We start from the raw sequence: 13,156 nt of genomic DNA on the forward strand, positions 1-13,156 counted from the left end.
AGAAGTCCAATAGAATATAGGAAATTTAAAGAAAAAAATGTTGATAATTAAATTGAGTACTTGACAGGGTACAGATCAGCTATACCGATAGCAAATAATAAACTTAAATTTGCGAAAACAGCGTTTCCTGCTGCGTTAATAAAAGCTAAATCTAGCATATCCTTAGAACCGAATCTTAATAATAATGCCGCCACTGGTAAAACTGCTATTGGTAACATTAAAGATTTACCTAATAGTTGTAACTTTGAAAAAATATTTGTCTCCTTCATAAAAACCCCCTACTTTTAATTATTTCATAGTTGAAATATTATATATAGTATATTTATACTACATTTTTCAAAATTTGTCAAACATTTTTTTCAACTTTGAAATAATAGAATTTTAACTTTTGTTTTATAAAAAGTTTAGTAGAAAAAAAATTTTTTTTGGTTTATAATATATGAAAAGATAATTTTTATTTTATAGGAGATATTTTGAACATTAAATTAGATTCGTTAAAAAAATTAAATAGAGGTCTTATTCTTTCTTCTCTGAAAAATAATAGTTTTACAAGAGTTGAGCTTCAAAAATATACAGGTCTTGCAGCTGGAACTTTATCTAATATTATGAAAGAGTTAGTAATGGAAAATATAATTTTAGAGACAGAAGAAAATAGTTCTAGCAGGGGAAGAAAAGGAACAAAACTATCAATAAACTATGATTATAAATATGTTATTGGGATAAAAATAAAAAGAGGGACTATGATAGGAAGTCTTAACTCTTTAGATGGTGTATCTTTAGAAAATATTACTTTAAATATACCAGATAAATCTCCAGAAACTATTGTTGATTTAATAGTAAAAATTTATAATCAGTTAAAAGGGGATAAATCTATTCTTGGATTAGGGATAGCTTTTCCGGGACAGATTGATTCTAATGAGGGAATTGTAACTTTTTCAGCTTTTTATAATTGGGAAAAAATAAAATTAAGAGAGCTTATTCAAAAAAAAATAGATTGTGCTGTCTTTATTGAAAACGACGTTAGAGCAATGGCATTATCAGAAAAAGATTTTATAGATTCTGATATAAAAAATATGATTTATATAAATATTGATAGAGGGGTTTCTTGTGGAATTATTTTTAATAACACTCTTCTTTTGGGAGATAACTTTGTAGCTGGTCAGTTAGGACATTCCTTTGTGGAGGATAATGGAAAAATCTGTAATTGTGGAAAAATTGGTTGTCTTGAAACTATTATGACAAATCCAAGAATGTTAGAAGAATATTTAGAAAAAACTAATCATAAGTTTTCTAATAATGAACATATTGGTTTTTCTTTTTTTGTGGAGAAAATAGAGGATAAAGATGAAGTAGCTTTAAAAATTCTTGATCATGCTATCCACTCTCTTGCTGTGGTTGTAGGAAATCTTTCTAATATTTTAAATATTTCTACAATAATCGTTGGGGGAGATGTTACAAAATGTGAAGAGGTATTTTTTAAAAGTTTCTTTAAACATATGAGTTCAGTCTGTATTCCTTATGTAACAGAAAACTTAAATATAAGAAAATCTAAATTTGAGCATAATGATAATACTATTGGTGCTGTCTATGTTGTACTTAATCAGTTTTTTATAGGAAATATTTTATAAGGAGATTACTGCAAATTTAAGAAATATAAGATTAAAAATTACTACAGATTACGAAAAATTGATTTATTTAAAGCTCATCTCATTAAAATCACAAAACTCGCTTTGCTCAAACAGTTGTGATTTTTAGCATTCGATGTCGCTTTATAAATCTGATTTTTCTCCATAATTTTCGTAATTTTTAATCTATATTTTTTATCTTTAAAATGCAGTAATTTTTATTTTTTGTAAAAAAATGCTAAAGAGATTTTTCTCTTTAGCATTTAATAATTAATTATCTATTGTAAGTAGCTTTGTTGAATTTAGTAATTTCCTCCATTACTTCTTCAGCAGTAGCACAGTCTAAAACTCTTTCTACTAAAGCTTCACATTCTGCTTTATCAAGAGCTAGTACATTTCTTTTAATTCTAGGTACAGAGATAGCTGACATTGAGAAAGCGTCTAGTCCCATTCCAAATAATACAGCAGTAGCGTTTTCGTCTCCAGCAAATTCTCCACACATAGAAATTGTTATATTTTCAGCGTGAGCCCCATCTATTGCACATTTAATAGCTTGAAGTACAGCTGGGTTGTAAGAGTTGTAAAGTTTAGAAATTTTTTCATTTCCTCTATCAACTGCAAGAGTATATTGAGTTAAGTCATTAGTTCCTATTGAGAAGAAGTCACATTCTTTAGCAAATGATCTAGCTCTAAATGCAACAGCTGGAGTTTCAACCATTATACCAAGTTGAACGTTTTCATCAAAAGCTATTCCTTCAGCTCTTAATTCTTCCATACATTCTTTTAATAATTCTCTAGATTTTCTAACTTCAGTAAGAGATATAATCATAGGTAACATGATTTTTACATATCCGAAAGCAGATGCTCTTAATAATGCTCTAAATTGAGTTTTTAAGATTTCAGGTCTGTCAAGGCAAACTCTTAAAGCTCTCCATCCTAAGAATGGGTTTTCTTCTTTTGGAAGTTCCATGTATGGTAAAGATTTATCTCCACCGATATCCATTGTTCTTATTGTAACAGGTTTTCCTTCTAAAGATTCTACAACAGCTTTGTAAGCTTCAAATTGTTCATCTTCACTTGGGAATCTGTCGTTATTCATAAATAAAAATTCTGTTCTGTAAAGTCCGATTCCTTGTGCTCCATTTTTAAGAACTCCGTCGATATCTTTTGGAGAACCGATGTTTGCCCAAGCTCCAACTTTTCTTCCATCACGAGATACAGCATCTTTATCTTTTAATTGTTTTAATAATTCTTTTTCAGCTAAAAACTCGTCTCTTTTTGCTGAATAAGTTTTAACTTCATCTTCAGTTGGGTTAAGTATAACAGTTCCTTCTAATGCATCAACTATTATATCTTCTCCAGATTTAACTTCTGCGTATTTATCCCCAGTTCCAACAACAGCAGGTATTTCTAAAGATCTAGCCATAATAGATGAGTGAGCAGTTTTTCCTCCTATTTCTGTAACAAAAGCTAATACGTTGTCAAGGTCTAGTTGAGCAGTATCAGATGGAGTAAGGTCTTTAGTGATTATAATAGAATCTTTTGGTAAATTTGATAAATCTAGGATAGTAGTTCCAGTAACATTGTATAACCATCTTTTTCCAATATCTTTAAGGTCAGCTGCTCTTTCTCTTAAATATGGATCTTCTAAGCAACCTAACATTTCACAGTAACCTTGGATTCCTTGTTCTAAAGCATTTTCAGCTGTTATATTTTCATCTTCGATTAATTCAACAACTTCATCAAATAAATCTTCATCTTCTAATAAAGTGATATGTCCGTCAAAAATACTTGCTTTATCTTCTCCAAGTTTTTTTGCAGTTTTCTCTCTTATTGCAAGAAGTTGTTCTTTAGAAGCATCTCTTCCAGCAAGAAGTCTTGCTTTTTCAGCTTCAGTATCTTCGATATTATCTTTATTGATAACTATCTCATTTTCTTTGTATAAAAAAATCTTCCCAATAGCAACACCAGGTGATGCAGGAATACCATTAATAACTATACTCATAAATATTTACCATCCTTAATTAATTTTTTGGAAAAAAAGAGAGGAGAATAATTTTCCCCTCTCTACTAATTAGTCTTTTAAATTAGCAAGAAGTTCAGCTAACTTTTCAATTGCTTCAGCTTCATCTTCTCCAGTAGCATAAACAGTAACTTTAGTTCCTTTTTTGATTCCTAGAGAAAGAAGTTTTAAAAGAGAAGTTCCTTTAACTTTTTTTCCTTCTTCATTTTCAACTTCAATAGCTGATTTGAAAGTTTTTGCTAAACTAACAAATTCATTTCCTGGTCTTGTATGTAACCCAGTTTCGTTTGTGATTTCAACAGTTTTAGATAACATTATTTTAACCTCCCAAATATCAAAGTAATACTTTTATTTATAAAATTTAATAAAATTATTCCTGTATTATCAACATGATATATGATAATACAGAAAATGTCAATAAAAAAACATATTTACCCTGTATTTGTCGAGAAAATAACCTGTTTAAGTTCAAAATTGTACCAAATCTAATCTTTTTTGAAATGTTTTCTTCTTTCTGCATCTGTCAAATATCTTTTTCTAAGTCTGATGAAATTAGGTGTAACTTCTACGTATTCATCATCAGAGATATAGTCAAGAGCTTGCTCAAGAGTTAATTTTCTTGGTGGTGCAAGTTTAACTGCCTCATCAGAACCAGATGCTCTTGTATTTGTAAGTTTTTTAGTTTTACAAGCATTAACTATTAAGTCGTTTTCTTTTGCGTGTTCTCCAACAACCATACCTTCATAAATATCTACTCCAGGTCCGATGAATAATTCTCCTCTTTCTTGGATAGCGTTAAGAGCATAAGCGATAGAAACTCCAGTTTCTGTAGCAATAAGAACACCTTTTTTTCTACTTGCAATAGGTCCTTTGTATGGTTCAAAATCATAGAAAGAGTGATTTAATATTCCAGAACCTTTAGTATCTGTTAAAAATTCATTTCTATATCCAATAATTCCTCTTGCAGGGATTTTAAATTCTAAACGAGTATAACCATCTTGTCCTGGAGTCATTGAAATAAGTTCTCCTTTTCTTGAACCAAGTTTTTCGATAACTATTCCAGTGAAAGAATCTTCAACGTCGATTAAAGCCATTTCAATTGGCTCATAAGTTTTTCCATCAATTTCTTTTAAGATAACTTTTGGTTTTGAAACTTGTACTTCAAATCCTTCTCTTCTCATATTTTCAAGAAGTATAGATAATTGAAGTTCTCCTCTACCTTTAACAACGAAAGCGTCTGGAGAATCAGTAGCTTCTACTTTCATACTTACGTTCTTTTGTAATTCTTTTTGAAGTCTGTCCCAAATATTTCTTGATGTAACATATTTTCCATCTTTTCCAGCAAAAGGAGAAGAGTTTACCATAAATGTCATTGAAAGAGTTGGTTCGTCAATGTCGATTAATGGTAGAGCAACTGGATTATTTATATCAGCAACAGTTTCTCCAATATCTATATTAGAAAGTCCAGCGATAGAAACGATTTCTCCACAGTATGCTTCATCAACTTCAACTTTGTTAAGTCCTTCATATCCATAGATTATAGATATTTTACTCTTAACCATACTTCCATCTCTTTTTATAAGCATAACTTCTTGATTTCTTCTCATTTTTCCGTTGTGAAGTTTTCCAACAGCAAGTTGACCAACATAGTTATCATATTCTATATTAGTGATTAAGAATTGAAGAGGTTTTTCAACATCTCCAGATGGATCGTCAACTTCACTTAAAATAGTTTCAAATAATGGAACCATATTTGTGTCAGTATCTTCTAATTCTCTTTTAGCAAATCCACCTTTTCCAGATGCATAAAGAACTGGGAAATCAAGTTGGTGTTCATTTGCATTAAGTTCGATAAATAAATCATAAACCATGTAAAGAACTTCTTCAGGTCTAGCATTTGGTTTGTCAACTTTGTTAACAACAACGATTGGTCTGTGTCCTTGTTCTAATGCTTTTTTCAAAACATATTTAGTTTGAGGCATTGGTCCTTCAAATGCGTCAACTAATAAAATTACAGAGTCAACCATTTTCATAATTCTTTGTACTTCTCCACCGAAGTCAGCATGTCCTGGAGTGTCGATTATGTTGATTTTATAATCTTTGTATTTTACAGAAGCGTTTTTAGAGAAAATTGTGATTCCTCTTTCACGTTCAATATCATTAGAGTCCATAACTCTTTCAGATACTTTTTCAAGTTCGTGAGCTCCAAAAACTCCAGCTTGTTTCAAAAGACAGTCAACAAGAGTAGTTTTACCATGGTCAACGTGGGCAATGATTGCGATATTTTTGATTTTCATAAATCTCCATCCTTATATAATAGTTTAATAATATTTATATCCTTTTAATCTTTCAGAAACTACATTTGCAAGTCCTAAAAACTCGCAAGTTTCTTCATCATAGATTTTATAAAATCCATCACTTAAATTTTTAACAACTAAAGTATTTCCATTTAAAAATAAAGTTTTATTTTTTTCTCCACTGATTTCATAATGTGGGTAGTTAAAATAGTTCTCAACAGTTCTAGCAAAAGAAAAATTATTTTCACTAGCCATACTTTCAATATCTTCAAGAGTAAAACTTTTTTCAATATCCTCTCTTCCAACAGAAGTTCTAACAAGTGATGTCATTGTAGCAAAAGTTTTAAGCTCCATACCAATATCAAAAATCAAAGAACGAATGTAAGTTCCTTTCGATACTTTACAAGAGATTTTGGCATTTACTCCATCAAACTCTAAAAGATCTAGAGAGTAAATTGAAACATCTCTAGCCTCTCTTTCAATAACCTCTCCACGACGTGCCAAATCATAAAGTTTTTGACCGTTGATTTTTATGGCAGAGTACATCGGTGGCACTTGCTTAATATCTCCTTTAAATTTTTCTAAAGTTTCTTTTAACATATCAGTTGTGATACTGAAATTTTCACAAGAATCTATTACTTTTCCTTCAATATCATAAGTATCAGTGGCAACACCAAGTTTAAAAGTTGCAACATATTCTTTTTCTAGTTTTTCAATATCTTGGACAAGTCTTGTGGCTTTTCCAGTGCATACAACCAAAACTCCAGAGGCAAGTGGATCTAAAGTTCCAGTGTGTCCGATTTTTTTTATTTTTAAAATTTTTCTAAGTTTTCTGATAACATCAAATGATGTTATACCAGATGGTTTATTTATATTAATAATTCCGTCCAACTTATCAACCTCATTTTCAATTTTACATAATATTATATCATAAAAATCAAAATATGGAAAACAAAAAATAGAGAGAATTTCTCTCTATCTTTTATTTGTACTATTTAAGTTGAAAAAGTTTATTTTTCATTCTCTGGATAAAGAATAACTTGGATATAATTGTCATTTTTAAGTAGTTCTTTTTGGAAGTTTCTTATATTTTCCTCTGTGACTAAAGAGTTATATTCTTCAGGAGTAAGATATTTATAGTCATCATCATATGATTTTTTAGTCAAATATTTCAACCAAAACTCACTCATTTTAAGATTGTTTTCATAAGAAAGTTTGTAATTTTCTTTTATACTATCCAAAGCTTTTAAATTTATATATCCATGTAATATTTTATTTATCTCAAAATGAAGTTTATCAAGTACCATTTTTTCTTTTTTAGGATCTGTTGAGAAGAAAATATTTAGATATCCCTTTTCATATTTTGAGAAACGTGGACTTACACTTATTCCATAAACTCCAGATATTTTTTCTCTTATCTCCTCTACAAAAGTAATTCTCATTATTTTGGCAACAGCAGATGTCAAAACTTTATTTTCAGGAGTAAATGGTTTATGTATAGGATAATTAATATCAACCAATATTTTTTTATCATTTCCTTTTATAACTTCTCCACATACAATATCACTAGGATATTCTAATCCAATGTCTTGCCAACTACTTTCACGAGGAATATCTGTTGGAAGAGAGGCAAAATATTTTTCAAGTATAGGAATAATATCTTTTTCTTTGATAGAACCTACAACAATACCAGTGTATCCATCAAAGTTTTTAAATTTTTTGGAGAAAACTTCAAGCATATTTTCTTCGCTTAAATATTCAATATCTCCCTCTTTGATAGAAGTTTTCTTTGGGTGATTGTCAAATAAAAGTTCAACCATCTTATCTTCAAATAAGTTTTGTGGCTCGTTATCACGATTTTTTATCAAAAGTTTTAAAGCATTCATATTAGTTTCATATAGATTTGATGAAAGTTTTGGTTTTCTTACTAGATAAGAAAAATATTTCATCGCCTCATTTAGAGATTGTTTATCACTTATTATAGTTATCTCTTCAGAGTAAGAACGAATCTTTGGACTTATAGTAAAGTTTTTACCTTTGTAATAAGCATTTATAGTTTCAAGATTTATATTTTCTACTCCAGAAGATTTTATAAGATTACTAGCAAGTAGAGAGTTTACAGTATCAGTATAAGAAAGATTTGATGTTCCACCCTCTCTAAATAATCTTAAATATATTTGATTTTCTTTTAAATTAGTTTCTTTAAATAAAACTTTCATTCCATTTGAAAGTAAAATTTCTCTATAATTTCCTTTATTTGTTACAGATTTTACACTACCAACTTGTAAAAGAGGTTCTTTTAGATTTATATCCATTTGGACATCTTTATCTTTTTCTAGATTAGAATTTTTTGCTTTATTAACTATATTTTCAAAATCTTTTTCTGTTATATTAATCTCATCTTTTTCTGGTAGAAGTAAGATGAAACGAGTATTATCTTCATAGATTTTTTTAGCTACATTTTTAATATCATTCATTGTAATTTTATCAGAATATTTTTTAAAGATTGAAAGAGTATCATCAACATCTAAGAAAATATCGTTATTAACAATAGAATTTGTAATATTTTTTACGATAAGAGAGTTTACAAAAGCCTCTTTATTACGAACTTCACTTTCTAAAGTTTTTAGTATATTTTCTTTTTCAAGGGATAGTTCAACATCTGTAACTCCAAAATCTTTTATATATTTTAAGATTTCTATTGAAGTTTTAACTCCCAGTTCAATTTTATTTTCGTCCATAACCGAAGATATTGTGATAATATTATCATTCATATACAAGTCATCACTCATACTTCCTGAAAATAAAGGTTTTTCTTCTGTGAAAGATTTTTTATCAAAACGATTTTTTATTAAATTTTTTAAAATATCATAAGCTAAACTTTCTTTGATAGATTCCTCTGTGTATTTTTTTTCTTTTTCCATTCTTGTTGCCATAATAAATTCAGGGACTACAATCTCTTTATCTCTAAATATTAGATAATCAGTAGGTAATTCTTTTAGGTTATAACTTTCTGGAGCTGTATATGGCTTTGTATCTGGAAATTCAAAATATTTTTTTATAGTTTTTTCAGCATATTTTTGGTCGATATCTCCAACTACAACAACAGAGATATTTTTAGCTCTATACCATTTGTCATAATATGATTTCATAAGATTATGATCACTATTTTTTATAATCTGCATATCTCCAATAGGAAATCTTTCTACATATCTTGATTCATCATAGAGAGCTTTTTTCCAAAAGTTTGTAATTCTTTCTCTAAATCCTTGAGAAAGACGCCACTCTTCGACTATTATCTCTTTTTCATTGTTAATATCCTCGTCAGTTAAAGAGGCATCAAATACCATCTCTTTTAAAATCTCAACACCTTTTTCAAATTTTTCTCTGTCATCAGTAGGCAGATGAAGTTTATATACAGTTTCATAAAAAGATGTGTGAGCATTAAGGTCTCCACCAAATGAAAGACCGATTGATTCAAAATATTTTACAATTCCATTTTTTTCATAATTTTTAGTACCATTAAAAGTCATATGTTCAAGGAAGTGAGCTATCCCTTTTTGATTTTCTTCTTCTTGTAAAGAACCGGCTTTTATAATAACATTTATAGAAACTCTATTGGCTGGTTTTTTATTTTTATAGTAATAATATGTAATTCCGTTATCTAGTTTTTTTATTTTTAAGTCCTTTGAATTTTCAACGATTTCTTTTGAAAATAGAGAGGAAAAAATAATAAACATAAATGCAAAAATAAGTTTTTTTGTATAATTCACAGCTATCACCTTTATAATATATTTTTCAATTAAAAACGTATCACTTTTTTTTATTTTAGTCAAGTTTATTATAAAAAAGTTTCAAAAAATGAAAACGGACAACCAACAGGTTGCCCTTCATTTGAAAACTTCGTAATTGCCAATCTAACGAGACCAGCTTTATTTGTACCTACATTATATACTATTTTTCTTCTTTTGGCAAGTTATTTTTTAATTTTTCGATTTGTTTTATTAAATCTTCATTTTCCCTTGTTAGTTTATTTCTTGTTTCAATCAACCTTGTTATAGCTTTCTTATCAGAAGTAATTGTATCATTTAATTTTTTAAATGTTTTATATAAACCAACAGAACCTATTAATTTTTCGTTTATCTCTTCCATTAGAATATCATTATCAGAAAGGTTACAAATAAAATTTCCAAGTCTTGCTTTGCTAACAGTAACGATATTAGAAAGTAAGATATTTCCACTTAAAAAAGTAGTATTACCAGAATTATCTGTATAACTATATGTATTATTAGGGATAGCAACACAAACAGTAGGGATAGCTCCACCATTAGTAATAGGTGCAACGATAGTGTTATTAGAATTTTTATTACCTAAATCATTTTGTAAGATGATACAAGGTCTATTTTTAGATTCTTCTGAGCCTATTCCTTCTCCAAGTTCACAAAAATAAACTTGTCCACGGAATACTACTCTTTTTCCTGCCGTTTTAACTTTGGCATTAAGAAATAACATATTTTTTAACCAATCTATAAATTTATTAGCTTTTTCTAATTCAATTAACATCTATACTCCTTATATTATGAATTATTTAATTTTTATTTTTTTAGAAATTTTTTACAAAATCATTCATTTCTTTGCTAAGTAAACCTTTTTTATACTTGCTATTTAATTTCCATCTATCATAAGACCACATCCATTGCTCTGGATATTCTCTCATAACAATTTCCATCTCATTAAACATATTTTGTACTGTACGTTGTACATTTTCTTTGAAAGATAAATTTTCATCTTCAGATTTTTCAATTTTCTTTATATGAACTTCTGTTATATTTTCTTTATTAAGTACACAATACATCAGATAGAAAGGTCTTTTATATTTTAGAGCAATACTTGCAACCCCAGTTGGAGCAGTAGTTTTTTCTCCAAAGAAAGTAATATCAGTACCATTACTATCTCTATGGTCAGTAAGAAGAATTGGATTCATTCCCTCTTTAGCATATTTTATAAGCTCTCTACTTGTAGTTTTGCTTTTTTGTAAAAGAACAATATTAAATCTAGTTCTATTTTTTATAACCAAATCATTGATATATGGATTTGTTCTATCTTTTGCCACTGTAACAATAGGCATTCTACTTGCAAGTTTTACAGGAGCTTCCATATTTCCAAAGTGCATAGCTCCAAATACAGCTGGTCCATTTTTTATAATCTCATTTAAAAGTTCTTCATCAACTATTTTAAAATTTGAGTCATTTTCTAAATATTTATCAAGCCACATATTTACAAAAAATGCTCTACTCATAGTTTTAACAGATTCAATCCCAAGCTCTTTTATTTCTTCGTTAGTTTTTTCAGGAAAAGCAAGTTTAAGATTAAGTATAGTTATATTTCTAACCTCTTTTACAACTTTAAAAGTTAGGACAGCGAAAAATTCTCCGATTTTAAATCTAGTTTTTTCAGGAAGTCCCATAAATAATATTTCAAAAAATCTAATTAATAGATATTGAATATAGTAGATTAAATTTTTAAAAAAACCTCTATTGTTTGCCATTTTCATTCCTTTCCTATTTTAGAGTTTTAGCAAAATCTGCTAAATCTTTTCTAAGAGTTCCTTTTTTATATTGTCTATAGAAAGTCCATCTATCATGCATCCACATCCATTGATCTGGATGAGCAAGGATAACTTTTTCCATTTCGTGTATCATATTTTGAGTGGTAATTTGTACTTTATCTTTAAATGCTAAAGTTTCATCTTCACATTTTTTAATCTCTTTTATAAAAGCACGTGTTGAAAAATCTTTTTGATATACACAGTAAACTAAAAATAGTGGACGGTCAAATTTACAAGCTATACTTGTGATACCTGTTGGAGATGTTGTTGGCTCTCCAAAAAAAGTAACATCAGTTCCACTACCTTTTTGGTCAGTAAGAATAGCGATATTTCTACCTTGTTTTGCATATTTTACAAGCTCTCTACCAACACTTGGACTTCTTTGAAGTAAAGTTATATTAAAACATTTTCTATTTTTTATAATCTCTTTGTTAACATAAGGATTGTTTTGAGTTTTTCCAACTGTAACCACATTTAATTCCTCAGCTATCTTAAGTAACCCCTCCATATTTCCAAAGTGCATATTTGCAGCAGTCAATGGAGTATTATTTTTCATAACATCAACCATTTTAGGATCGTCAACTATAAAATTTTCTTTTTTATTTACATATTTATCAAGCCATAAAGTTCCAACAAAAGCTTTTCCAATAGCTTTATAGGAATTTTTAGCAATCTCCTCAAGTTCACTTAAAGATTTATCAGGGAAAACGTGCTTAAGATTTATTAACGTTGTAATTCTTCTTGATTTTAAAAGTTTGTAAGATAAAATTGAAAGACTTTCGGCAATTTTAAATCTAGTTTTTTCAGGAAAAATCATAAGAGTTCCCTTTAAAATTTTAAATAGAATATATTGTATAAAAAAATTAAAATTTTTCATTTTTTCCTCCATTAAAAATAATAACAACTGATATTATATCATATTTTTTGAAAACTATAAAATAATATTTATTCCTTGACATAAAGTGTAATATAACATACAATGGAAATAGATGAAAAAAAAGCGAGGTTGAAAAATGAATATAAGAGAAATATTAGAAAGAAACCCGGTAATACCGGCATTAAAAAATGATGATAATTTAAAAGAGGCTATTGAAAGTAGTAGTGAGATTGTTTTTTTAATAATGGCAAACCTTATGAATGTAAAAGATATTGTTACAGAATTAAAGAAAGCAGGAAAGTTGGTTTTTGTCCATGTGGATATGATAGAGGGATTGTCGTCTTCTAATTACGGAGTAGAATATCTTATAAAAGCTATAGAACCAGATGGGATTATTACCACAAAACACAATATGGTAAATTTTGCTCGTAAAAATAATATTGCAGTTATTCAAAGATATTTTATTTTAGATTCTTTTTCATTTAAAAATACTATTTCTTATATTAGAGAAAATAAACCAGACGCAATTGAAATACTTCCAGGTCTTATGCCAAAAATAATTAAAAGAATATGTAAGCTTGTAAATGTTCCTGTTATTACAGGAGGACTTATTGATGATAAGGAAGATATAATGAACGCTCTAAAAGCTGGAGCAGAGGGTGTATCTACTACTAAAATGGAGCTTTGGTCAATATAAATAATAAAAATAAAATTTTGCAGAGGGAT

At 28.4% G+C, this 13,156-nt stretch carries 11 protein-coding genes; 2 read left to right on the forward strand and 9 right to left on the reverse strand.

From position 1 onward, the window contains the following. Window positions 1-47: 47 nt before the first annotated feature. Entirely contained in the window at window positions 48-269 is a 222-nt protein-coding gene (locus I6E15_RS03800) for a PTS transporter subunit EIIC (RefSeq protein ID WP_235244386.1), read from the reverse strand. Window positions 270-473: 204 nt separating this feature from the next. On the opposite strand from I6E15_RS03800, the gene I6E15_RS03805 reads away from it, so the two are divergent. Then, complete coding sequence (locus I6E15_RS03805; protein ID WP_235244388.1) at window positions 474-1,628, forward strand: ROK family protein; 1,155 nt, start codon at window positions 474-476, stop codon at window positions 1,626-1,628. A gap of 271 nt (window positions 1,629-1,899) precedes the next feature. Here I6E15_RS03805 and ptsP read toward each other — a convergent pair whose 3' ends face one another. The 8 genes from ptsP to I6E15_RS03845 form a co-directional block, all read right to left on the reverse strand. Beyond that, a complete protein-coding gene (gene ptsP / locus I6E15_RS03810) occupies window positions 1,900-3,630 on the reverse strand; it encodes a phosphoenolpyruvate--protein phosphotransferase (protein WP_235244395.1) in 1,731 nt (576 codons plus the stop codon). Window positions 3,631-3,699: 69 nt separating this feature from the next. Then, window positions 3,700-3,963: an HPr family phosphocarrier protein gene (locus I6E15_RS03815; RefSeq protein ID WP_177160336.1), complete on the reverse strand. Its 264-nt coding sequence runs from the start codon at window positions 3,961-3,963 to the stop codon at window positions 3,700-3,702. Window positions 3,964-4,133: 170 nt separating this feature from the next. Continuing rightward, window positions 4,134-5,945: a translational GTPase TypA gene (gene typA / locus I6E15_RS03820; protein ID WP_235244397.1), complete on the reverse strand. Its 1,812-nt coding sequence runs from the start codon at window positions 5,943-5,945 to the stop codon at window positions 4,134-4,136. Between the two features lie 24 nt (window positions 5,946-5,969). Then, window positions 5,970-6,836 carry a tRNA pseudouridine(55) synthase TruB gene (gene truB, locus I6E15_RS03825; protein ID WP_235244398.1) on the reverse strand — a complete coding sequence of 289 codons (867 nt, stop codon included), beginning with the start codon at window positions 6,834-6,836 and terminating at the stop codon, window positions 5,970-5,972. 119 nt (window positions 6,837-6,955) lie between these two features. Beyond that, window positions 6,956-9,718 (reverse strand): M16 family metallopeptidase, encoded by a 2,763-nt coding sequence (locus I6E15_RS03830; RefSeq protein WP_235244400.1) that lies wholly within the window; start codon window positions 9,716-9,718, stop codon window positions 6,956-6,958. 181 nt (window positions 9,719-9,899) lie between these two features. Further along, the gene (locus I6E15_RS03835; protein ID WP_235244401.1) at window positions 9,900-10,508 is read right to left on the reverse strand and encodes a type II toxin-antitoxin system PemK/MazF family toxin; all 609 of its coding nucleotides are present in this window, start codon (window positions 10,506-10,508) and stop codon (window positions 9,900-9,902) included. A gap of 40 nt (window positions 10,509-10,548) precedes the next feature. Beyond that, the gene (locus I6E15_RS03840) at window positions 10,549-11,493 is read right to left on the reverse strand and encodes a lysophospholipid acyltransferase family protein (protein WP_235244403.1); all 945 of its coding nucleotides are present in this window, start codon (window positions 11,491-11,493) and stop codon (window positions 10,549-10,551) included. A 13-nt stretch (window positions 11,494-11,506) separates the two neighbouring features. Then, window positions 11,507-12,430 (reverse strand): lysophospholipid acyltransferase family protein, encoded by a 924-nt coding sequence (locus I6E15_RS03845; RefSeq protein WP_235244406.1) that lies wholly within the window; start codon window positions 12,428-12,430, stop codon window positions 11,507-11,509. 136 nt (window positions 12,431-12,566) lie between these two features. On the opposite strand from I6E15_RS03845, the gene I6E15_RS03850 reads away from it, so the two are divergent. Then, window positions 12,567-13,127 (forward strand): glycerol-3-phosphate responsive antiterminator, encoded by a 561-nt coding sequence (locus tag I6E15_RS03850; RefSeq protein WP_235244407.1) that lies wholly within the window; start codon window positions 12,567-12,569, stop codon window positions 13,125-13,127. The last annotated feature ends 29 nt before the right edge of the window (window positions 13,128-13,156 follow it).

Source organism: Fusobacterium perfoetens (assembly GCF_021531475.1).
Classification (GTDB): Bacteria; Fusobacteriota; Fusobacteriia; order Fusobacteriales; family Fusobacteriaceae; genus Fusobacterium_B.